We start from the raw sequence: 22,760 nt of genomic DNA, 5'->3' as shown, positions 1-22,760 counted from the left end.
GCGGCTGCCCGTGGGAGTGTATGCATATAGACCCCGATTTTGGCCACTATGGAGAGCGTCCACCTCGTAAGCCTCGGGTGCCCGAAAAACACCGCTGACAGCGAACTGATGCTGGGCGCGCTCGTCCGTGCGGGCTTCGACGTGACGCTCGATCCCGCGCAGGCGCAGGTGCTGCTGGTCAACACCTGCGCCTTCATCGAGCCGGCCAAAAAGGAATCGATCGAGGCAATCCTCGAGGCCGCCGAGGTCAAGCGCGGCGGGCATGGCAAGCGTCTGGTGGTTGCCGGATGCCTCGCGCAGCGCTACGGCACGGAGCTCGCCCAGCAGTTTCCCGAAATCGACATCATGGTCGGCACCGGCAACTTCCTCGATCTGCCCGAGCTGCTGCGCCGCAGCGAGCAGCCCGAACTGCGCGCGATTCCCTATCCCGGCGCGGCGCATCTGCTGCCAGCGGCGGACGCTCCGCGGGTCAGGCTGGGCCAGTGGTTCAGCGCCTATCTGAAGGTTTCCGAGGGCTGCGACCATCGATGCGCCTTCTGCATCATCCCGAAGATCCGCGGCCGGCACCAAAGCCGCCCGCCCGAAGACCTGGTCGAAGAGGCGTCGCAACTCGCCGCAGGCGGCGTGCGCGAGCTCAATTTGATCGCGCAGGACCTGACCGCCTACGGGCGCGACCTGAGCCCGCGTACCTCGCTGGCCGCGCTGCTGAAGCGGCTTGCGCGGATTGAGCAGATCCGCTGGATCCGGCTGCTCTATTGCTATCCTAACTTCGTCACCGACGAGCTGCTTGCCACTATCGCCGGCGAGGAGCGGGTGGTTAAGTATATCGATATGCCCTTGCAACACGCTGACGACGGGGTGCTGCGCGCGATGCGACGCGAGCGCTCGGGCGACGGCCTGCGCAGGCTGCTCGACCGGGTGCGCAAGGCGATTCCCGACGTTGTCCTGCGCACGTCGTTCATCGTCGGCTTTCCCGGCGAGAGCGAGGCCGCGTTCGCCAATCTGATGGGGTTCGTGCGCGAGCAGCAATTCGACCGGGTGGGAGTTTTTACTTACTCGCGCGAGGAGAATACGGCAGCTTGGGCATTGCCCGACCAGGTGCCGGAACGGGTCAAACGCCGCCGGCGCGCCGAGCTGATGCAGGCGCAGGCGGAAATTTCGTTGAACAGAAACCGCGGCCTAGTTGGCCGCGAGCTGGAGGTCATGGTCGAAGGAAGCGCGCCCGGGCGCGCCACGCGCATGCGCGGGCGCACCGCAGGGCAGGCTCCCGAGATCGATGGCGTGGTGCTGCTCGGCGGCGAGGCCGCGCCGGGCGATTTCGTCCGCGCGCGCGTCGAGCGCGCGGCGGCCTACGACCTCCACGGGCGGATCACCGCCGCGTTGGCGTAAGGATTCAAAAGGGGTGGCGAGCGATGACCAAAAAATCCGGAGCCGCGAACAGGAAGAGATTTCTTTCAAAGGTGCGCGAGCAACTGACCGGGATGAAGGCCAGGCTGCTTAGCGAAATCGACTCTGAGTTGCGCGCCGAGCGCGAAGGCAACAAGAGCGAGGGCATGGACACCTACGACCTCGCCTCCGAGGAACGCGACCGCGAGATCAGTTTCATCCTCTCCGACCGCGAACGCGTGAAGATCAAGCAGATCGACGACGCGCTCGCGCGGCTGGACGACGGCAGCTACGGCGTGTGCGATTCGTGCGGGCTGGAAATCGCCGAAGAGCGTCTGCAGGCGATGCCGTTCACCCGGCTGTGCCGCGACTGCCAGCAGGACCAGGAGCGCGAGGCCAAGGCGCAGCATCGTTACGACGACGAGCGCAACACCTACCGCAAGCTCGGTTCGACCGACGTCGACGAGGAAAACCCCTAGGGCCGGGCGGCGCCGGCGGCTGCGCCGCGGGCGGCGGACGCGGGGCCGTGTGGCGTCACGTGCGCAACGCGGCTAGTCTCTTTACCGGTTCGGGGTTAGCGGGCATTGTAGTTTTCTGACGCGTCGCGCGCGTGCGACCGCGGGCTGCGCCCGCGATGGCGCTTTGCGCGGGCGGCCGAATGCTCGCTTTCGGCATAACAGGTTCCGGGAAGGCCATTGGCAACAAGAATCTTCTGCGAGTTGCAGCCTGAAGGCACGGCGGGAGGCGAGGCCGAGCGCGAAATCGCGCCGCTCAGGCTGCACGAGGCGCGCGCGGTCGTCGCGATCGCCAGCGGCAAGGGCGGCGTCGGTAAGACCGCGATCTGCGTCAACCTCGCCGCCGCGCTGGCGATGGCCGGGCGCAAGGTCGCGATCGTCGACGCGGATCTTAATTCGCCCGGCGTGTTCGTGATGCTGGGGATGAAGCCGCTTCGGCGCTTCCAGCCCGATGAGGAGATCGAACCCGCCGCCGGACCGCTCGGGATAAGGACGGTGTCGTCGGCCCTGTTTGCCGACGGCGAGCAGCCCGCCTTCAGCTTCCTCGAAGGCGACGAAGGCGCGCCCGCGGCGTCGGCCAACGGCGCGCGGCCGCTCGAGCTTGACCATCGCGCGGCAGTGCGCCGGATGCTGGCGGCGCGCTTCGGCCCGCTCGACATAATCCTGGTCGATCTCGCTTCCGGACTGGCGCAGCTGCACTATCTGGCCAGACTGGTTGAACTGGCGGGCGTCATAATGGTCACGCAGCCGAGCGAGGCCGCGGTGCGCGCCACCCGCAACGCGCTCGACGCGATCCGGCACGCGGGCCTGCCCGTGCTGGGCCTGATCGAAAACATGGTCGGTTTCAGCTGCGACAGCTGCCACGCGGTGCGTCCGCTCTTTCCGCAGAGCGACGTCGCGAGCCTTGCGCAGGCCGGCGACCTCGCGATTCTCGGCCGGCTGCCGTTCGACCCGCGGCTTGCCGACTGTTGCGAGCGCGGCGCGCTATTCCTGCGCGAGTATGCCGACACCCCGCTGGCGAAGCAGTTCGTCACGATAGCCTCGACGCTCGAGCACGAGCTCGCCCGCCATCCGGTTCCCCGCCTCTCGCCGGTAACGACCGTCTAAGCGCTGCTAGTCGTCCTCGCCGATTTCCGCGTTCGCGCCTGAGGCGCGGGTCCGGATGCGGCGCGAGCGTTCGAACATCCCGGCCCCTAGGTATCCACCGAGCCGGAAAGTGGCGAAGCCGAGCGTGGTCAGGATTCGGCTTTGCGCGGGGCCTGGCCGCGACAGCATCACGAAGCTGTGCACTTCGCCTGCAAGCAGCGGCTCGGCGCGCCCGCTCGCGCTCGTCCGCAGCCTTGCAGCAATACGCTGCGGCGGACGGCGAGAGGCCGCCGGCGTCAGCACGATGCTTTGCGCCTCGCGCGGCGCCCAGCCGTCGCAGTCAAGGAGCCGTGCGTCGAGTCGATGCTTGCCGCCGCCGTCGAGCACCGCGCGCGTCTCCAGCGCGCGCGGCGCGCCGGCTCCGGGGAACGCCGCCCATACCATCCTGCGCGCGTGAAATTCGCCGCCGCCGACGCCGGTGAACGAGCGGCCGGCGCGCGCCACCGCGTCGATAGGGTGCGCTGTGCCGGCGAGCCCGAATCGACCGGTCACTCTACCGAAGGCGGCGTCGGCGCTGCGTTCGGGATGCGCGAGCATTTCGAGCAGCGCCGCGCCATCCGACGCCGCGGCGCGCTCCGGTTGCGACCACGGTACAAACTCGGCGCGCAGCTCCATCGCGTCGTGCAATGTGGCCCGCGCCAGCGCCTGCTCGACGCTCAAATACGCGTGGCCGTCGTCAACTACGACCGCGGGGCCGCGGAACTCGAAGATCAGCCGCCCGCCGTCGGCGGCGAGGACCAGCGGGCCCAGCGCAAGGCGATGCGGCGTGCGCTCGACGCGCCCCTCGGCGGTGAAGAGCGCGATTCGCTCGCGCCCCACGAGGGCCATCACGCGCGCGCCAGCCGCGCCCGGTCCGAGGTCGAAACTCGCCATCGCGCCGACCTGCGCCATCGGATCATAGAACTCCAGCCCGACGCGGAGCGGCGACGCGGCCGCCACGGGTTGCGCAAGGCGAAGCGCCGTCGCTGAGGATTGTGCGAGCGGCGCGCGCGTCTCGCCCGCGTGCACAACGACGATCCGTCTTCGGCGTGGCGTGAGCGGGGACTGGTCGCGCCCGAACGTCTGCGCGATCGCGTCCAGCGTGCGAGCGCGCAGTCGCCCCGGCATCCGCAGTGCCACCGACAGTTCGAGCTGGACCGCCTCCAACGCGCCGCGCGCGCTCAGCGCGGCGAGCCGGCGCAGCGCGCCGAGCGGGCTCGCCGCGTGGCGCTGGGTGAAGGCTTGCAGCAGGTTGTTGGCGCCGCCGCCCGGGTAGCGCAGGCCGAAGCTCGCCAGGATGCCGTCGCGGCGCAGGCGCTCGCTCAAGTCGAGCAATGCGCCGTTGATGAAGCCGTCGCTGGCCGAAAGATGCGCTCCGCGCGCCGGGCGCAGGGTGTCGCCCGACGACTTGAGCCCCACGCCGAGGTCGACCCGCGGCTCGATCACGTTCCATCCGTGGACCAGCAGAACGGTAGCGTGTCGATGGCGCGCGGCGAGCCGTTCCAGCCGCTCGGCAATGAGCTCGAGCATCCACGGCGCCGCCTCCATCACCTGGCTGAGCCGGTTAAGGTCGAGCCGGTTGCGATCCATCGCACGGTTGATGATCGCGCCTGCGCCGAGCCGAGCGCTGAGTTCACGCGTGATTTCGGCGGTATGGAGATCATTGACCTTGGGATGGAGCGCCGCGCGCGCGGCGGCGCCGGCGCGCCCGCCGTGGGGCGCGATAAGCAGCAGCGGCGCGTCGCCCTCGCACGTCTCCAGCCAGCGCGCTGCCGCGTGCGGCGCTCGTCCAACGGCCGCGCCGGCGGCGCCGGTTTCGTGCGCCGCCTTGCTGATCATGAGGCCCGCCGGTAGCGCGCCAGCGCCATCGTGGCGCGCGCGTGCAGAACGAACGACGTCACGAAGTAGTAGGCGATGAACGCGAGCGACGCGTAGAGCATCAGCGGCCTGGGATGCGGCAGCGCGGGCAGCATCGCCAGCGTCACCGCCGCCCACAGGACGGCGAAGCTCAGGGTGAGCGGACGCAGCGGCGAGGTGCGGTTGGGATAGATGTACTTGATCGGCACAAACACCATGACCGCGAGCAGCGCCACGATGAGCGCGTTGTAGAGCGGGCGCAGGTCGAGGCAAAAGAGGTAGAAGGCGACCAGGTTCCAGTACGACGGGAAGCCGCGGAAGTAGTTGTCGTGGGTTTTGGCGTCCACGTGGCAGAAGCCGTAGCCGCTGGCGATCAGGGCGAACCCGGCCAGCGCGAGGCCGCCGTAGCCCTCGCGCAGGATGCCCGCGCGGAGCATCAGGAAGACCGGCGCCAAGACGTAGTTGAGATAATCGACGACGTTGTCGAGCATCGCACCGTCGAAGTGCGGAATGCGCCGGCGTACCTCGAGCATCCGTGCCAGCGGCCCGTCGCTGGAGTCGATTGTGATCGCGACCGCCATCGCGATGAACGAGGCGCGGAAGTCGTTGCGCGCAGCATACTCGATCGATACCAGTCCCGCGACCGCGCCCAGCGCGGTGTACAGATGCACCCCCCATGCGCACAGCCGAAGCAGGCGCTCGCGCCCGGCGGCCCGGGCGGGGCGGCGGGTCCGCGCGGCGGGCTCACCGTTGGGGTTTGTGATCGCGCGGTCCGAAATAGTCCTCCAGGATGGTCATGAACGGTCCGCAGGCGCGTCGCGCCTTGACGTAGGCGCAGGCCTCGTCGAGCGACATCCCGCAGTGCGCGTGCAGGTACGCGATCGCAAGGGTCGGCGCGCGGTTGAGCCCCGCGTTGCAGTGCAGATAAACGCGCTCGCCGGCGCCCAGCAGTCCGACCAACGCGTCGAGCGCGATGGCGAGCTCGGCCGCCATCGCGTCCGCGCTGCCGTCCTGGATCGGCGTGCGCACCATCTTGATCCCGCACTCGCGATAGGCGCGCGCGAGTTCGCTTTCGCTCAAGTCGTGGAGCTCCAGGTCGAGGTCGTCCTGGAGGTTGTGCACGGCGGTTACGGCGAACTCCTGCTTGAGCCAGGGGATGTCTTCGACGCGTGGGAATTCGCCGATCAAAAGCTCGCGGCGAAGCTCGCTCACCGAGGGCCGGCCATAGACGCGCACTGCGCGGCGATTATCATGCTCGGGCCGTCTGGTCCACCAGTCCATCTTGGCAGTAATGCAAAAAGTGGGTGCGCCCGCAAAGTCCTCGCTACGGACTGTGCGCACGGGGCGCGCCCCTTCCATCACAATCTTATCCTATGCGGGCCGCCGTCCTAAGACGGGGCGGGTCATCGATCCACAGACGGCGGGCGGGCGGCTGCACGCGGTGGAGGCGCACACCGCCGGACGGCCCGCCTGTTCCCATTCGTAGAACCAGATCGCGGCCAGCACCGAGGCCGCGCGCGCGACCTGACTCGCCATCATCCCCTGCTCAAGTGCGACGAGCTTGCGCTTGAACGCGCGGCTGGCAGGTGGCGCCTCAGCTCGCGTTTCGCGGTCGGCGGTGACGACGAAGCCGACCAGCTGGTGTGCGCTGCGCAACTCCTCAACGAGAGCGCTCCAGACGGACGTGATCGGGATTAGCTTCACCCGCGGGCGCGCGCTCGCGGCCAGTGCAGCGACGTCGCTGTCTGCCGCGCCCTCCAGCCGCGCGTGCATTCCGCGGTCGCCGTAGTTGTCGCGGTAACCGTCGTAGTGGACCGTGGTATGGAGCGGCTGACTGGCGTCGCCGACGTAGTGGGCGACGTAGCCGCTGAGCTTGAGCACGCTGGCACACTGACCTGCGCGCCATGCGCGGCCGAGCTCGGCGGCACGCCTTTCGACCGTCCACGGCAGTGTGCCGTTGCGCTCGAAGCGCCTGCGCCCCCATTCGCGTTCCATCGCGGCGCGGCTTGGGTCGAGCGCTTCGAACGGGCGGCGGCCGTACATTTCGAGATCGACGTAGTGCCGGCGCTTCTCCACGCGGCCCGGAATCCGATCCGGCTCGACCGTGAAATATTCGAGCTGGGATTCGTTGCGGCTGAGGAAATCCTTAAGCGGCGAGGGCGCGAGCGCGTCGAGCGCGAGCCGCGCGATCAGACGGTGGGTTTCATGGTCCCACGCCAAGGCCGGCGCGGCCAAAGTTACGGCGGCTGCCGCGAGCGCGCCCGCCATCCATCCGATGCGGCGGCGCAGCCGCGCGCGCCGGGCGCCGTCCATCGACGCGGCTAGCCCTTGGCGCGCCGTCCGGCCCGCGCGGCGCCGCGGCGGTTGCGATTGCCATTGCGCGGCTCAGCCAGCGTATGCGCGCCCGTGTTCGGTTGCGGTGTATCCGCCGGCGCTTGCGGCGCTGCGTCTGCGTTCGCGGCCTCGGCGGGTCCGCTCGGATGCGCGCCGGCGGCGGCGCCGTTGACGCTGGTCGCCGGCTTGCGCGCGGCGCCAACGCGCGCGACCTCGGCCGGCATCCGTTCGCCCAGCCTCAGCACCGCCGCGCGCATCGCGTCGGCAAGCTTGCGATAGGCGCCCGCGCCTTCGCCGTTGTCGGCGAGCGCGCGCACCTCGGCGTTGCTCAGGACGCGTCCGATGCGGACCTCGACCGGATGGCGGTGCGGAATGATGGCGCCCTTGCCCAGGACTTCGTGCGTGCCGCTGATTCGGATCGGCAGCACGTCGCATCCGCTGCGCAGCGCCAGGTAGCCCGCGCCGCTCTTGAACTCGTGAATCGCGCCGTCGGGTGAGCGCGTGCCCTCGGGGAACATCAGCACGCTGTGTCCGGCGGCGAGCTCGGCCAGGGCGTCGTCGAGCGAGTCGAGCTGCGCGCGCTCGCGATCGAATGGAATCAGGCGGGTGAAGTTGCTGAAGACGAAGCGGCGCGCGCTGGTGTTGAAGAAATAGTCCTTGGCCGCGAGCACCACCAGGTCGCGCCCGGCCGCGCCGAGCGCGTAGGTGACGAGCGCGAAATCGAGGTGGCTCGCATGGTTGGCGACGACCAGGAAGTTGCGGTTGGCGGGCACGTTGCCCGCGCCCAGCACGCGTGGCCGCAGCCAGCCGTCGAATGCGAGGCGTCGCGCCGAGCGGAACGCCGCCTCGCCCAGGCGGCGTAGCGGACCCGGCAGCGCCGGCGTGAACGGTTCGGCAAACTTCGCGTACGAGGGCAAACGGGGGCGGTTCTTCTCCTGGCCGACCACCCGCTGGAGATCGTCCACCGTGCGCAGATCGGCCAGTTCCTCGGGGCTCAGTTCGCGCCCGGCGTGGGCTGCGATATGCTCGGCCAGCTCAGCCAGCGCGAGGGAATCCAGGCCGAGGTCCTCGATCAGGCGGGTCGCCGGCGTGATCGTATCGGCGCCGATCGAGACCTGGGCGAGCGCCTGCGCGAGCCACGGCTCGACCTCGGCGCTGACCGCCGCGCGCTCCTGGGCGTGGCTCTGGAGCATCCGCTCCAGGATGGCGGCGACCTCCGAGCGTCGGACCTTGCGCGTGCGCGTGCGCGGGAGCTCGGCGTCGGTGAAGCGCAGGATTCGGATGCGCTTGTGCGGGCTGAGCCCGTTGCCGACCTTTTCGAAATGCGCGCGCAGCTTGTCCTCGACCGAGCGCCGGCTTTCCCCGCGCGCGTAGGCCGGGACCACCAGCGCCGCCGCCTGCTCGCCCTGGGCGACTTTGAGGCCGACGATCGCGAGTTCCTTGACGTAGGGCGAATGGCCGTAGGCCTCTTCGAGCTCGTCGATGTAGATGTTGTTGCCGCCGGAATCGACGATGACTTCCTTGGCGCGCCCGACGATGTACAGCCGTCCCTCGTCGTCGAGGCGCCCGAGATCGCCCGTGCGCAGCCATCCGTCGCGCAGTACCTCGTCGGTCGCGGCCTGGTTGCGGTAATAGCCCGCCATCACGTTCGGCCCGCGGGCGAGGATCTCGCCGAGCCTGCCATCGCCGTTGGAGTCGAGCCTGATCTCTACGCCGTTGAGCGGCTTGCCGACCGAGCCCGGGGCCAGCGCCTCGTCGGGGCGCGCCACACTCAGCACCGGCGCCGCCTCGGTCAGCCCGTAGCCTTCGAGCAGGCGGATGCCGATGTCGTTGAAGAAGCTGGCGATGCGTTGGGGCAGGGCGGCGCCGCCGCTTACCGCCAGCCTGAGCCGCCCGCCGAGCGCGGTATGCGCCTGGCGGAAGAGCAGGCCGCCGAGGTTGAGCCCCCATTCGCGATCGAGTCCGCGGTTGAGTTCGCGCAGGCGGTCGAACAGCGCATGGAAGAACGGGCCGCGTGCCTCCACGCCGTCGACGATGCGGCGATGGACCGCCTCCCACAGCGCGGGCACGCCGATCAGCGCGGTCGGCCGTACGTCGGCCAGCGTGCGCGCGAGGCTCGCCGCGTCGACGCCGAGCGGATAGACGATGGTGGCGCCGAGCGCCAGCGGAAGCAGCATCCCGCAGGTGAACTCGAAAGTGTGATGGAGCGGGAGCAGCGAGAGCACGACGTCGGTGGGCTCGAGCGAGAACACCCGCGCGAGCATCGCGACCTCGGCCGCGAAGTTCCCCTGCGTCAGCATCACGCCCTTGGGCGCCCCGGTGGTGCCCGAGGTGAAAACGATCGAGGCGAGCGTTCTGCGCTCCGGCGCGGGCGGAGTCTGCGGCCGCCCCTTGAGTACGAACGGTCGAGTAAGCTCGGCGAATTCCAGCTCGACGATCCCGCGCACGACCTGGCCGAGCGCGCCGTCAAGGCGCCTGGCGACGGTCGCCGAGCAGAGCGCCGCGCTGGGCGCGGCGATCCGGCAGATCGACGCCAGCTCGTCGGGCGAGATCAGATGGTCGAGCGGCACCGCGACCGCGCCTGCGGCGATAATCGAGAAATACGCGAGCACCCACTCGGGCGAATTCTCCCCGATGAGCAGGACACGGTCGCCTGGCTTGACCCCGCGCATCCCGAGCAGGAGGCCGGCGCGATGCGCGCCGTCGCGCAGTTCGCGAAAGGTGGTGGTGACGCGCTCGCCCGAGGGATGGCGCGCGACCAGCGCCGGGCGCGAGCCGTAGCGCTCGGCCGCGCGCTCGAGCAGTTCGGCCAGCGTACGATGGCGCGCCGGGGCGCTCGGGCGGCCGCGCGTATGAAGGTCGAGCGAGCCGAAGATGTGCCGGCGCAGTCCGGGCAGGTGTACGTTGATCCAGTAGTCGGCCCAGTCGATCCGCTCGGGCGCGTAGGGGTGCCGTTCGGCGTCGGCCGGCGCCAGCGACTTGTAGAGCGCGCGGATGTTGCTGCCGTGGAAGGTGTAAACCAGCTCCTGGATGTACGGGCGGTACACCTCGACCAGCCCGCGCGCCATCTCCGTGTTGGCGCTAAGCTGCTCGATTCGCTGTTCCAACCTGCGCGCGCGCTCGGAGCTTTCGCCCAAAAGCTGGCGCGCCGCGCCGGCGCCCTGCTTGAGCAGCGCGGGCAGCGTGCGGCTGACGAGGTCGTAGGTGCTCTGCGATACGACCACCGCCTCCAGATGCGGCGCCAGCCGGCCCATCGGGCCGCCTACCCGGCGATGCTCGCGGCGGTTGCTGAGCGCGCTCAGCTCAACCAGCCGGCGCATCGGCAGTGGGTTCACGTCGGACGTGCAGAGCTGGTAGATCGGCTTGTGACGGTCGATCAGGAGGGCGGCGAGGATCGGGATCATCGCGTGCGCCGCGAGATCGACCGGGAGGACGTCGAGCACCAACTCGCTGCGGGCCGGATAGAAACGATAGCCGCGCCCCGAGAGGTAGGTCAGCGGGGCGCTGGTGTTGACTCCCTGGTTCCATCCGGGAAACGGGTCCGCAAGGGCGCTTTCGATGACCGACGGGCGCACCACGGTCGCGCGCAGCCCGTCGCGCGCGGCGGCGAACACCAGCTGCTCGCCCAGGCTCTTGCTGTAGCTGTAGGTGTTGGGCCATCCCCAGCGCCGCGCGCGCGCAAGCCCGACCTCCTTGAGCCGCTCCTCGACCCAGCGTTTGCGCCAGCGCTCGGCGGCGGCCTCGTGGGCGTCGTGCGCGCCGTCGCCCTCGGTGTCGGCAACCGCGTGCGGCGCGTCGGCGTGGCGCGCCTGGTCGTGCGACTCGGCCTCGACCCGTGCGATCGCGGCGAGCGCATCGCGGATCTCGCGGCGCAGGTTGAAGTTGCGCCGCCCGTTGGGGCTCCAGTCGATCGGTTTGTCGTCCTCGTAGCGATGGCCGTCGGCGTCGCCCGCCGCGTAGCAGGTCGAGACGTGGAGCAGGGCCACGCCGCGCTTGCGGCAGAACTCGATCACGTTGGCGACGCCGGTGGTGTTGACCGCCAGCGACTTCTCCAGCGACGCCTCGAAGTTGACCAGCCCCGCGCAGTGCACCACCGCGTCAAGCTCGCCGCGTCCCGGCGCCTCGCCTTCGGAAACCAGCTCGGGCTCCGTGATGTCGCCGCAGACCACCGCGAGCTTCTCCTCGACGTAGCGCTCGAAGCGCTCGCCGAGATGCTCGCGCAGCGGACCCATCACGGGCGAGTCGAGGATTTCGCGCCGGAAGCGACTTTGCGCGAGCCGGCGATCGCCGCGGATGAGCAGGTAGATGCGGTCGAGCTCCGGATGCCAGCGCAGCAGCAGGTAGAGATAAACCTTGCCGAGGAAGCCGGTCGCGCCCGTGAGCAGGATGCGCCGGCGGCGCAGAATCTGCTCCAGCGGCGGCATCGCCGCGCGCCCACCCGCAGCGTTGGCCCCGTTGCTATTCGACATCGGCGATCACCAGTGGCGGAAGGTGCAGGTAGGTGATTGAGGCCGAGCGTCCCAGCTCAGAGGTCGCCATCGCGATCGCCTCGTCCAGGGTGTCGGCCGCTTCCCATCCAAGGCGCGCCGCGACCTCCGGCTCCTCGCATCCGGCCGCGATCACGCGCCCGACATGCTGGCGCGCCGGCTCGCCCCAGTACCACATGTAGAACGGGTGCACCCCATGGTAGGCGTGGCCGTAGCGGTACATGTGGATGTAGGTCGGATTGCGCGCGAACTCGGCCTCGAAGCTGCGCTCGAGCACGGCGGCGTCGGTGGTTTCGCGCAGGCAGCGATGGAAGAACTCGATGTAGCTCGGATGATGCTCGGGATGGAACTCGTCGCGCAGCGGATGACAGATGATCATCGTGCCGCCCTCGCGCACCAGCGGCTTGCCGCGGAACATGTTGAACAAGTAGCCGAGCCCGGTGCACTGCACGAGCACCGGATTCATGATCGAGTTCACGTTGTAGGGACAGATGTAGGGCACGCCGACGATCAGGATGTCGGACTGGCCCTTGACCGGGACCGCGTACTGCTGGAAGACGCGCGCCAGCGCCTTGCGATGGACCGCTTCGGTCTCGCCCGCCCACACCCCGGTCATCCCGTAGGGCGCGGCGTACTGGTTAAGCGCCTGGCGCCGGAGCTGGTCGGATAGGTTGCCCAGCGTCCAGCGAAAACCTCGCAGGCGCATCCGGTCCCAGTCGGAGAAGCGGTCCTCGTTCTTCTGCAGAAAGTCGAGCATTCCGCCATACATCTGGTTGTTGATCGCGGTCTCGATCGTGAAGACGTTGACGTGCTGGTTGACCACGCGCCCCATCCGGTTGGCCGTGTGATGGAGTGCCGAGCGCGTCGGGTCCATGTAGGAATGGCACTGGCGCAGAGTGGCGGGGTTGTGATGGTGGCGCAGGCTCTGGTAGGGCGCGAGCCCCACTGCCACCGACTTGTGCCCGCCGTCCATCGGCACCAGGTTGATGTTGAGATAGATCAGCAGGTCGGACTCGGCGGCGCGCCGCGACAGCCACACTTCCTCGCCGTGCTCGGTCTTGCCCAGCATCGCAAGCTCGGTGCGGTTCTCGGCGTCGAAGTTGTACAGACGCTCGGGCCAGAACTGGCGAAACGCGCGCTCGCCCACCATCCGGCGGATCTCGGCCTCGGTCATCCGCCGGTGGAGCGAGGTTGCGATGATCAGATGGACGTCGTCCACGCCGTAGTCGGCAAGGGTCTGGAGCACGATGTTGAGCGCGCGCTCGCGGATATCCGGCCGGCGCATCGGCGGCAGCGGCAGGCTGATGTCGTCGATCGCGATGGTGACGCGCATGTTGGGGTCGAGCTGAGCGAAGAGCGGATCGGCGTTCTCCGGGCGCAGCAGCGCGTAGCGAATCGCGGCGTCGGGGTCGGCGAGCGGCTCCAGTGGCGGCGGCGGATAGACCACGCGGGTGCCCGCGGGCAGCCGCTCGTACCAAAAGTCGTCGCCGTAGGCGATGAGCCGCGGCGCCGAGCGGCGGTTGAGTGTCACCACCAAATCGCGGCGCGCGCCCGGCTCGTGCCTCAGCTCGGCGCTCTTCAGCTCCTTGAGCTTACTTTCCGGTCGCGCCATCGGTCAGTTCTCCCAGCCACCCCATCAGCCAGGCGCCCGCCGCCGCGCTCGTGCGCGCCTGGTCGGCGTCGTGGCTGAAGCGGACAATCGGCCATTTGCGGTTATGCGCGGCGGCCAACAGGCGGCGGTCCGGGTTGACCGCCACCGGATGGCCCAGCGCGCAGAGAAAGGGCAGGTCGTAGTACGAATCCGCGTAGCCCCAGCAGGCGTCGAGGTCGAGACGCTGCGCCTCGGCAAACTCGGCGCACCACGCCGCCTTCTCCGCTCCCGCCATCACCGGTTCGCGCATCCTGCCGTTGGCGCGGCCGCGGCTGAAGACCAGGCGGTTGGCGGCAATGTGCTCGATATTGAGCCGGCGCGCGAGCGGGGCGACCAGGAAGTCGGGCGAGCCGGTGACCAGCACCGGTTCGAGCCCCGCCGCGCGATTGGCCTCGAGCATCTCGATCGCCTGCGGATAGAGATGGCGTACCAGCACGCGCTCGCAGTACTCGTCGCCGAGTTCGCTGAGCCTGTCGCGCGAGATGCCCTTGTACGATTCGAACAGCACCATGTTGAGCAGGCGGCGGTCGCTACGCTCGGCGAGATAGAGCCGTGGCAGGCCAAGCGCCAGCCGCGCCAGGTAGCCCACGCGTCCGCTCCATTCGCCGAGGTTCGCCATGAAGAAGAGCGTGGCGTGGAGCAGGTTGAGGTCGGCCAGGGTGCCGTCGAGGTCATAAAAGGCGCACGCTCTGGGCCTGCCGCGGGCGGCGCGTCCGCCTCTCTTTCCGTAAACTGACATGTCAGTCTACTTTAGGCCCGAAAACAAGACGCTCGGCGGTGCTCGATTGCGAGCGCCGGCGCATGCTTTCGAGCAGTTCCGGGCGCGCTACGCCGCCCAGTCCGAAGGCCAGGATCTCCTCGACCACGGCGTCGATGCTGCGCGGGCGGCGCCGCGCGATCTGGCCCACCACTTCCTTGATTCCCCCCAGGATGCAGTAAGCGGCCATCCGCGTGTCGCACGTCCGCACCAGGCTCATCTGGATGCCGAGGTCGAGCGAGCGCTGAATGGCGTCGGCGATACGCTCGTAAAACTCCAGGATGCGCAGGTCGAGCTCGCGGTCGAAGCCGACCGAGTGGTTGAGCAGGATGTCGGTCAGTTCGCGCTCGGCGAGCACGAAGTTGAGCACTCGCCGCAGGTTGTTACGCAGCTGGTCGATCGGATCCGGCTCGTCGGGGCCCACCCGCAGTCGCTGGATGCGATGAGAGAGTTCGGTCAGCACCTGGGCCAGCAGTTCCTCGAAAAGATCTTTCTTGTTCTGGAAGTACAGGTAGAAGGTGCCGCGCGCGATACGGGCGCGCGAGATGATGTCGGCGACGTTGGTGCGGTGGTATCCCTTGCGCGCGAAGATCCGCTTCGCATGGCGAAGCACCTGGGCGCGCCTGGCCTGTCGTTCCATCCGAGGTCCCCGGCGGGGCTAGACCCTATCGGCCCGCCGAGGCAGAGTCAAACCCGTCCCCTGTGGATAACCGCGCAGTTAAGGAAGGCGGTACAGAGGCGCAAATTGCCTGCGATAGCTGGCCAAGAGCATCTGGAAGCCGGCCTCTAGAACGGGGGGCACGGCGGACAGGGGGTCGCCGTGGGGCTGGCGCTGGGATCGATGACCGTCACTTTGAGCGGCGCGCTCACGAGCGAACCGGAAGCGACGGTGATGCACGCGCATCCCGCGGCCGGGCCGGCGGTGAACTCCTCCCGGATCGGCGTGGTCGTCGGCTGTGGTTCGCTAATCGTCACCGCCGAGCTGTTCGAAAACCAGTTGGCATTCTGGGTGATGTCCTCGTAGCTGATCACGCCGTTGGAGCTGAATTGCCCCTGGGCGAAGAGCCCGAATGTGGTCGAAATGTCAACGCCGACTGGAGTTGGTACCGGGCAGGCCGCCGTGGCCGACGGAAACTTGGAGCAAATGCGGACCCCTACCAAGGTGACCGGAGTCGCAGTTGGCAACGGTATCGGGTTCGAACTGCCGCCGCCGCAACTCAAAAGCAGCGCGCTTGCCACAAAGCCCACCACCGGAACGATAACCAGACATCTCTTACGCCACATTGAGCATCCAGCTATGACGTGGCGGCTCCGGCGATGTCAAGGAAGCGTGCTTGTCGATTTGAAACAGCGGTGCTCAGAGGCGCGCAAACGTAGGTGAGAAAAAAAGAACGGCGGGCATCGAGAGAGGGGGGAGGCTCTCCGATGCCCGCCTGTTCACCGCCCGCCTCGCGACGGGCGGCCACTCGGCTGCTGGGAGGAGCATCGCAACCGAAGTGCGGTGGAGAGTCCTCAGGAGCCGCACTCGATCGATTCGACGAAGACGTTTGCGGGATTATTCAACCGCGGCGATCGCGCCCGGTCTCGGGAAGTGCGCCACGCAGACTTCAGCCCTCTGCCGACTGCGCAGATGGCAGCCTTGCCTCGCCGCGGGTTCTGCGGCGGAGGTCAAGGCAAAACTTGGAGGATTTTGGCTAAAAGACGCTGAGCGCGCCCTTGACGAATACGTCGATCTGGTTGGCTATGGTATCGAGATTGTTGCCCATCACTAGGTATGCCGAAAACGCGACGATCGCGACCAGCGCCAGGATCAGCGAGTATTCGGTCATCGTCTGGGCATCGCCGAAGCACCCTGCCTTGCGCCAAAGACGTTGGATCCGGCCCATTTCAATCCTCCCTCGGGAATTCCGACAAGAACCCCATCAACCCCACTGCGGTACGGCCACGGCCCAAGCTGCAAGGCGACGCAATGCCGTAGTCTATGCAAAGACACTTACCAAATTTTGCTCCATACTGGCAAGATTAGACGATGATATAGAAAGAGATCGGCGATTTTTGGCCGACGACCAATCGTGGCATGAGTCAAGAGCTTATACGCATCTATGTCCTTGTCTGACTTCCAAGTGGCCAAAATTCAGCCAGAAAAACATTGTGAGCGAGGCGCGGGCAGATTGAGCCAGCTAGGCCCAACCTGTAGCGCTCCGGCTAGCCCCGAAAATGCGGCATCACCTCAGCCGCAAACAGCTCGAGCGAGGCTTTCGTCCGGCGCGGATCGAGGCCGGGTAGCTGGGTGGCCATGATGAAGTGCGTGCAGGCGTAGGAACGGCGGAAATCCTCCATTTTTCGGATGCATTCGGCGGGCGTTCCGATCATCAGCGAATCCGCGACCGGCGAGTTCCGAATCTCGTCCGGGCTGGCGAAGTCCCACACGTGCTGGTCACCGGCGGCGTCGTTGGCTTCAGCCAGCCAATGGCCGTAGTTCTCCATCATGTAGTGCAGATGCGGCGCCGCCTCGGCCCACGCCTGGTCGGCAGACTTCGCGACGTAAACGGCCCGCAGCTGGGCGACCGAAAACTGCGCCGGGTCCCGTCCAACCCGCTTGAGTTCGTCATAGTAGGGAATCGCGGGGTCGGGCCCCAGTGTGGCCATGAGATGGAACCCCATCCGAGCCGCCCGCCGCGCGGCCTTCTCCGTGCGGGCGCCGATCCAAATTGGCGGATGCGGCTGTTGCACCGGTTTGGGATGGAGTGAGAGCTCCTGGACCTGTGTGAACTTGCCGGAGAAGGTGACGCTGGGCTCGGTCCACAGCCGGCGGATAAGCTCGATCCCCTCGCGCAGGCGCGCCGTTCGCTCCGTGCGCGGGATTTTGAGCGCAGCGAACTCCTCCGCGCGGTAGCCCTGGCCGACGCCGAAATCGAAGCGGCCGTTGGAGACGATGTCGACGCAGGTCACGTCTTCGGCCACGCGCACCGGCGCGTGGAACGGCAACAGCAGGATGAAGCTGCCGATACGGATGCGACGGGTGCGCGCGGCAATCGCGGCGGCGGTCGGCAGGAGTGCCGGATTGTAGCCGTCCTCGAAGAAGTGATGTTCGGTGAGCCAGACGTTGTCGAAGCCGAGCTCCTCGAGGCGGACGATCTGATCGAACAGGCTCTGGTAGAGTTCAGGATACGGGCGCGCCCATGCCCGCGGATTACGGAAGTCGTACATCACGCCGAATTTCATCGCCGGTCTCCTTGTTCGCCCTGCGCTCAGGGCTATGGGTTCGCGGTCCGCCCTAGGCGTAGAGCAAACCACCGCTTTGGGGCAAGCGCCTAACCGAGCGTAACCGGCCCGCGATTTATGCCGGTGAACAGAGCAGGGAGCGCTTCACTGCGTTGCGTCCAGCGCCCTTACCCTATCGGGCTTGGCTGGCGGCAGATAGTGGTAGCAATCGCAGCTGTCGAGCTTGCGACGGCCAGCGAGACGAACCACGGTCCGATGCGCTGATTGAATCGGCTTGGCGGCCGGCTCGATCGTCTGCGCGGCCACGACACCCGCCAAAGCAAGCGCCAGGAGCATTGCGGACTGATACCGCCGCTTCATTGTGCGCCGGCTCCGCAGCGAGCCTTTGCCGTAAGAACATAGCGACCATGCCGAGGCTGCGAACACTGCGGCGCCGTCTAAGGGCTGACCGCTGCGACGTCGACGTCAACCGCGCCCTCGTGTTAGAAAGCAAACGTTCCGCCTTGGTTCGGGCGCGCCCGTAGCTCAACTGGACAGAGCATCGGACTTCGGATCCGAGGGTTGGGGGTTCGACTCCCTTCGGGCGCGCCAGTTTTTTTCCTGACGCGAACGTGCGTGCGTCCCGCAGCCGCGCGTCGCTGGCAGCTTGACCGCACCTGAAAATTGCGGTTCGGTTGATACTGTAGTGTCGGTTCGGAGCGAGGCTCCGAAGCCGGTGGTGGAGGTCATGGACGATGGGCAGGGCACTTCCGCGTGCGACGCGCGTTCTCGTCGCAGCCACTTTGTTTGTCTCCTTCGGAGTGTTGTTTTCCGGATGCGCCTGGCTGCTCGGTGGAATCATCGGCGCCGACGCCGGCTTCCTGTCGGGCCAGATGACCAAGTCGCCGGAGACCAGCGCGGCGGCGGGCGGCGTCGCAGGCGCCGGCGCGGGAGCGCTGGTGGGCGCCGCAGTGGGTGGTCCGCTCGGCGGTGCGATCGCCGGCGGCCTGAGCGGCGCGGGCACCGGCTACGTCACCAATCGCGAATTCTCCCAGCAGCGCGACTGAGCGTCCTCCTTCGGTCGGGATTCGCGGCGCAGCGCGTCGGCGGTTCTACTTGCGCTGGACCGACTTGAGGTAGTCGACCAGGCGCTGGATGCGTTCGCGGACCTCGCGCGAGGTCGCCGCACGGTCGTAGGTATAGGAGCCCTGCTGCTCGAAGATCTGGCCCCAGACCGGCATCTCGCGCGTGCCGTGCGCGGCGATAACCGCGCTGCCGTCGATGGTTGCGAAGACGTGCTGCTCGGGAAAGACCCCGCCGTTGCGCGACGCGAGCAGCGTCAGGTCGGGAGGCCGGACCCTGAAAGCGTGCGCGGCGGGCCCGTCGCCGCGCGCCCTAAGCCCGTGGCACGACGCGCAGTGGAACAGGTACTCCTGCTCGCCGCTCAGCACGAACGGCGTTGGCGACGCACCGGGGCGCGTCTGCGCCAGCGCGCAGCGCGGCCATACGGCCAAAAGCGCGATTGCCAGAGCCACGGCGGCGCCGATTGCAGCACGCCTGATCGCGATTCCGGCCGGGGAGTCCATTGCGGCCGCCGCGCCGGCGGCTTTCGTCGTGTCCATCGCGGCGGGCTTACTCACGGTCGGGCACGAGTTCGAGCGCCGCGAGCCACGCCGCGGCCTCGCTGTCCGAGGGCGCGCGCCAGTCGCCGCGCGGCGAGAGCGAGCCGCCGGATCCGACCTTGGGCGCGTTGGGGATGGCGCTGCGCTTGAACTGGCTGGTCTGGAAGAAGCGGTAGACGAAAGTGCGCAGATGCGCCTTTATCTGCCCGATGTCGTACTGGCGGCGCTGGTCGGCCGGAATATCGGGCCATCCGCCCACCCGCGCGTCGTGCCATGCGCACCACGCCAGAAACGCGATCTTAGACGGCGGATAGCCGAAGCGCAGTGTGTGGTAGAGGCTGAAATCATGCAGCTCGTACGGCCCGATGATCGCCTCGGTGTCCTGGGCCGGGTGCGAGTTGCCGCCGTCGGCGGCGGGCACCAGCTCGGGACTGATCGGAGTTGCGAGGATGTCGATGAGCGTGGCGGTGGCCTCGGCGCCGAGCCGCCCGCTATTGGCAACCCATCGGATGATGTGTTGGAGCAGGGTCTTCGGCACGCTCGCGTTGACCGCGTAATGCGACATCTGGTCGCCCACTCCGTAGGTGCACCATCCCAGCGCCAGCTCGCTCAGGTCGCCGGTGCCGACGACGAGCGCGTCGTTGATGTTGGCCAGGCGGAAAAGGCGGCTGGTGCGCTCGCCTGCCTGCACGTTCTCGAAGGTGGTGTCATAAAGCTCGGCTCCGGTGGCGGCGGGATGGCCGATGTCGGCGAGCATCTGGCGGCTCGCCGGCCGGATATCGAGCTCGTGCGCGGTGCATCCGATCGCCGCCATCAGCCGGTGTGCCTGGTCGAGCGTGCGCGCGCTGGTGGCGAAGCCGGGCATCGTGTAGCCCAGGATGTGGCTGCGCGGGTAGCCGAGATGGTCCATCGCCTGCGCACACACGAGCAGCGCGTTGGTCGAGTCCAGCCCGCCCGAGACGCCGATCACGACGCGCTTGATACCGGTCGCGCGCAGGCGGGTCGCCAGCCCCTGGGCCTGGATCTGATAGACCTCCGAGCAGCGCTCGTCGCGGCGCGCCGGATCGGCGGGGACGTAGGGAAAGCGCTCGGGCCGCCGCTCCGGGAGCATCCGGCCGCGCCGCGCGAGCTCGGAGGAAAAGCTGATCGTGCGGAATCCGCGCAGCGCGTCGCGCTGGTTGCGGATCGATTGGCCGAAGCTGTTCTGGCGCATCCGCTCCTGCGCCAGCCGCTCGAGGTCGATCTCCGCGCATACGAGCTGCGGCGCGTAGGCGAAGCGCCGCGATTCGGCGAGCAGGTTGCCGTTTTCCGAGATGAGCGCGTGGCCGTCCCACGCCAGATCGGTGGTCGATTCGCCCGGTCCGGCGCCCGAGTAAAGGTAGGCCGCCATGCATCGCGCCGACTGGCTTGCGACCAGCGCGCGGCGATAATCGGCCTTGCCGATCGTGATATTGGAGGCGGAGAGGTTGAGCAGGACGGTGGCGCCGGCGAGTGCCGCGTACGACGACGGCGCGATCGGCACCCATAGGTCCTCGCAGATCTCGACGTGCATCACCATCAGCGGCTGCTCCTGGACCTGAAACAGCAGCCGCGCGCCGAACGGGATCGCCGACTGGCCGAGCAGCTCGATCTCCTCGCGCAGCGCGACGTCGCCGGGCGTGAACTGGCGCAGCTCGTAGAACTCGCGGTAGTTGGGCAGGTAGGTTTTGGGTACGACGCCCAGCAGGCGTCCGCGATGGACCACCGCGGCGCAGTTATACAGCAGGTTATCGACGACCAGCGGCAGGCCGACCACCCCGACGGTGTTGAACGTGCGGCTGGCCTCGACGATCCGGCCCAGCGCCGCGGCGCATCCGTCGATCACAACGCGCTGCTGATGGAGGTCGTCGCAGGAGTACCCGGCGAGACCCAGTTCGGGAAACAGCACGACCGCGGCCTTGCGCTCGGCCGCCTGGCGCATCAGGGCTAGCGTTTGCTCGCCGTTGAACGAGGGATTGGCCACGCGCAGCGCGGGGACTCCAACCGCGACCCGCACCATGTCGTGGTTGTGGAAGTTGAAGAACTCCTCGCCCGCTCTCACGTCGCCTCCTCGCCGTACGCGTTGCGCCGCGTCTTTTCAGCCTATAACGCGCGGTGCGCAAAATGAATCGGCGCGGCTATGGCGTTGCGGGGCGTGTCGTGACTAGACTGCGGACAGGCGCGCGGGCCGGCGCGCTCGGGGTTGGTCGGATGCGGAGGTATCTGGGGCAGTGCTCGGCGCGCCTGGCGTGGACGGCGGGCGCCGCGCTGTGGCTGGGAGGATGCTCGGCCTATAGCGCGCGGCGCGCTGCTCCGGCGCCCGCGCCGCTGCCCGCGGCCGCGCCTTCCAGCGGACACGTCACCACCGTCGCCTCCTGGTACGGGCCCGGATTCCAGGGGCGGCGCACGTCTTCGGGCGAGGTCTTCGATCGCAACCAGTTGACCGCCGCCTCGCGCACGCTGCCGTTGGGCACGCGCGTGCGCGTCACCAACCTTGGCACCGGACAGTCGGTGGTAGTGCGTATCAACGACCGTGGACCCTACGTGCGGGGGCGCGGGATCGACCTTTCCCAGCGGGCGGCGCAGCGGATCGGACTGGCCCGCCGCGGCGTCGCTCGGGTCCAAATCGACCGGCTCGATACGACCGCGTCGGCGGACGCGGCGGCGCCCGCGCGATGGAGCGGGCAGGTCAATGTGCGCCGCTACCGCATGCGCCGCCGCTATCACCGCCCGATCCATCATTACGCCTACGCCTCGGCGGCGGGGGCGCCGCCGTCGCGCCGGATGGTGGCTAACCCGGTCGGCGACTGGTTGCTCGAGATGGTTCGTTAGAGCGGGGGCGTGCGCAAAATCGCGTCGCGTAGCGGGTGCGGCGGGTGAAACCAAGTCGCGCGTCGTCCGTATTGTGGATAGCGGGTCTGCCTTTTCTTCTTTCATTGCTGCAAACCCGATAAGTTCTAGCTGCTGAAGGACCGTGGCAGCCTCGCATACGATGGCCAAGGTTGAGCAACTGCGCGAGCAGCAGGCGCGCCCAACGCCCGCGCCCAAGCCCAGAGAGGCGTCGCTGGAGGGGCAGGGGCTGACCAAGCACTACGGCGGCCGCGCGGTGGTGGACGGCGTCGCGGTGCAGGTGCGTAGCGGCGAGGTTGTTGGCCTGCTCGGTCCCAACGGCGCCGGCAAAACCACGACCTTCTACATGGTGGTCGGGCTGATCAAGCCCGACGCCGGCACCGTGCGCCTGGGCGGTGAGGACATCACGATGCTCCCGCTCTACCAGCGCGCGCGCCGCGGCATCAGCTACCTTCCCCAGGAGCCCTCGGTCTTCCGCAAGCTTACGGTCGAGCAGAACCTGCTTGCGGTGCTCGAAACCCTGCCGCTCAACGAGGAGGAGCGCCAGGCGCGGCTGCAATCGCTGCTCGACGAACTCGATATCGCGCGCCTGGCGCGCTCGAAGGCGAGTGTGCTGTCGGGCGGCGAGCGGCGCAAGGTCGAGATCACGCGCGCGCTGGTGCTCGACCCGCTCTTTCTATGCCTCGACGAGCCGTTTGCCGGAATCGACCCGATAACCGTGGTCGAGATCCAGCGCATCATCAGCTACCTCAAGGAGCGCGGCATCGGGATCATCATCTCCGACCACAACGTCCACGCGACGCTGTCGATCATCGACCGCGCCTACGTGATCCACGCGGGCAAGATCCTGTTCCACGGCGGCCCGCGCGAGATCGTTGACAGCGAGGTCGTGCGCCAGGTCTTCCTCGGCGAGCGCTTCCGCCTCGCCAGATAAAGCCCGCTTGGGCCAGACTC

Annotated in this window: 20 protein-coding genes and 1 tRNA gene; 7 read left to right on the top strand and 14 right to left on the bottom strand. The window is 68.1% G+C overall.

Translation table 11 applies throughout. The features are described 5' to 3' along the window. The first annotated feature begins 48 nt into the window (after positions 1-48). The 3 genes from rimO (at position 49) to VFB33_00290 (ending at position 3,008) form a co-directional block, all read left to right on the top strand. Complete coding sequence (gene rimO, locus VFB33_00300; protein HZO80107.1) at positions 49-1,389, top strand: 30S ribosomal protein S12 methylthiotransferase RimO; 1,341 nt, start codon at positions 49-51, stop codon at positions 1,387-1,389. Between the two features lie 92 nt (positions 1,390-1,481). Then, positions 1,482-1,865: a TraR/DksA family transcriptional regulator gene (locus VFB33_00295; GenBank protein HZO80106.1), complete on the top strand. Its 384-nt coding sequence runs from the start codon at positions 1,482-1,484 to the stop codon at positions 1,863-1,865. A 216-nt stretch (positions 1,866-2,081) separates the two neighbouring features. Continuing rightward, entirely contained in the window at positions 2,082-3,008 is a 927-nt protein-coding gene (locus tag VFB33_00290) for a P-loop NTPase (GenBank protein HZO80105.1), read from the top strand. A gap of 6 nt (positions 3,009-3,014) precedes the next feature. Here the strand turns inward: VFB33_00290 and VFB33_00285 are convergent, their stop codons facing one another. From VFB33_00285 to VFB33_00230, 12 genes are all read right to left on the bottom strand, one after another. After that, entirely contained in the window at positions 3,015-4,865 is a 1,851-nt protein-coding gene (locus VFB33_00285; GenBank protein ID HZO80104.1) for a hypothetical protein, read from the bottom strand. Beyond that, on the bottom strand, positions 4,862-5,554 hold the full coding sequence (locus VFB33_00280) for a hypothetical protein (GenBank protein ID HZO80103.1): 693 nt from the start codon (positions 5,552-5,554) through the stop codon (positions 4,862-4,864). The genes VFB33_00285 and VFB33_00280 overlap by 4 nt, the downstream gene beginning before the upstream one ends. Positions 5,555-5,627: 73 nt before the next feature. Then, entirely contained in the window at positions 5,628-6,242 is a 615-nt protein-coding gene (locus VFB33_00275; protein ID HZO80102.1) for a dual specificity protein phosphatase family protein, read from the bottom strand. A gap of 12 nt (positions 6,243-6,254) precedes the next feature. Further along, positions 6,255-7,196, bottom strand: a complete 942-nt coding sequence (locus VFB33_00270; protein HZO80101.1) for a hypothetical protein — start codon at positions 7,194-7,196, stop codon at positions 6,255-6,257. A gap of 8 nt (positions 7,197-7,204) precedes the next feature. Beyond that, positions 7,205-11,686: an AMP-binding protein gene (locus VFB33_00265; protein HZO80100.1), complete on the bottom strand. Its 4,482-nt coding sequence runs from the start codon at positions 11,684-11,686 to the stop codon at positions 7,205-7,207. After that, entirely contained in the window at positions 11,676-13,316 is a 1,641-nt protein-coding gene (locus VFB33_00260) for a lactate racemase domain-containing protein (protein ID HZO80099.1), read from the bottom strand. The genes VFB33_00265 and VFB33_00260 overlap by 11 nt, the downstream gene beginning before the upstream one ends. Next, the gene (locus VFB33_00255) at positions 13,297-14,094 is read right to left on the bottom strand and encodes an HAD-IB family hydrolase (protein HZO80098.1); all 798 of its coding nucleotides are present in this window, start codon (positions 14,092-14,094) and stop codon (positions 13,297-13,299) included. The genes VFB33_00260 and VFB33_00255 overlap by 20 nt, the downstream gene beginning before the upstream one ends. A 1-nt stretch (position 14,095) precedes the next feature. Continuing rightward, a complete protein-coding gene (locus VFB33_00250) occupies positions 14,096-14,752 on the bottom strand; it encodes a helix-turn-helix domain-containing protein (GenBank protein HZO80097.1) in 657 nt (218 codons plus the stop codon). 146 nt (positions 14,753-14,898) lie between these two features. After that, positions 14,899-15,396 carry a hypothetical protein gene (locus VFB33_00245; GenBank protein ID HZO80096.1) on the bottom strand — a complete coding sequence of 166 codons (498 nt, stop codon included), beginning with the start codon at positions 15,394-15,396 and terminating at the stop codon, positions 14,899-14,901. 410 nt (positions 15,397-15,806) lie between these two features. Then, complete coding sequence (locus VFB33_00240; protein HZO80095.1) at positions 15,807-15,998, bottom strand: hypothetical protein; 192 nt, start codon at positions 15,996-15,998, stop codon at positions 15,807-15,809. Between the two features lie 319 nt (positions 15,999-16,317). Continuing rightward, positions 16,318-17,337 (bottom strand): LLM class flavin-dependent oxidoreductase, encoded by a 1,020-nt coding sequence (locus VFB33_00235; protein HZO80094.1) that lies wholly within the window; start codon positions 17,335-17,337, stop codon positions 16,318-16,320. Between the two features lie 144 nt (positions 17,338-17,481). After that, the gene (locus VFB33_00230) at positions 17,482-17,697 is read right to left on the bottom strand and encodes a hypothetical protein (GenBank protein HZO80093.1); all 216 of its coding nucleotides are present in this window, start codon (positions 17,695-17,697) and stop codon (positions 17,482-17,484) included. Between the two features lie 154 nt (positions 17,698-17,851). On the opposite strand from VFB33_00230, the gene VFB33_00225 reads away from it, so the two are divergent. Next, positions 17,852-17,928, top strand: a tRNA-Arg gene (locus tag VFB33_00225). Positions 17,929-18,071: 143 nt separating this feature from the next. After that, complete coding sequence (locus tag VFB33_00220; GenBank protein HZO80092.1) at positions 18,072-18,383, top strand: hypothetical protein; 312 nt, start codon at positions 18,072-18,074, stop codon at positions 18,381-18,383. Between the two features lie 45 nt (positions 18,384-18,428). On the opposite strand, the gene VFB33_00215 is transcribed toward VFB33_00220, so the two are convergent. Together VFB33_00215 and VFB33_00210 are read right to left on the bottom strand one after the other, a co-directional pair. After that, positions 18,429-18,938: a c-type cytochrome gene (locus tag VFB33_00215; protein ID HZO80091.1), complete on the bottom strand. Its 510-nt coding sequence runs from the start codon at positions 18,936-18,938 to the stop codon at positions 18,429-18,431. Between the two features lie 10 nt (positions 18,939-18,948). After that, on the bottom strand, positions 18,949-21,018 hold the full coding sequence (locus tag VFB33_00210; GenBank protein ID HZO80090.1) for an NAD(+) synthase: 2,070 nt from the start codon (positions 21,016-21,018) through the stop codon (positions 18,949-18,951). Between the two features lie 149 nt (positions 21,019-21,167). Here VFB33_00210 and VFB33_00205 point away from each other — a divergent pair, with 149 nt between their 5' ends. Together VFB33_00205 and lptB are read left to right on the top strand one after the other, a co-directional pair. Next, on the top strand, positions 21,168-21,788 hold the full coding sequence (locus VFB33_00205) for a septal ring lytic transglycosylase RlpA family protein (GenBank protein ID HZO80089.1): 621 nt from the start codon (positions 21,168-21,170) through the stop codon (positions 21,786-21,788). Positions 21,789-21,930: 142 nt separating this feature from the next. Next, positions 21,931-22,740, top strand: a complete 810-nt coding sequence (lptB, locus tag VFB33_00200; GenBank protein ID HZO80088.1) for an LPS export ABC transporter ATP-binding protein — start codon at positions 21,931-21,933, stop codon at positions 22,738-22,740. Positions 22,741-22,760: the final 20 nt, after the last annotated feature.

It is taken from the genome of Candidatus Binataceae bacterium (genome assembly GCA_035650475.1).
Classification (GTDB): Bacteria; Desulfobacterota; Binatia; order Binatales; family Binataceae; genus JAKAVN01.
This window is presented reverse-complemented; position numbering and strand designations above follow the sequence as displayed.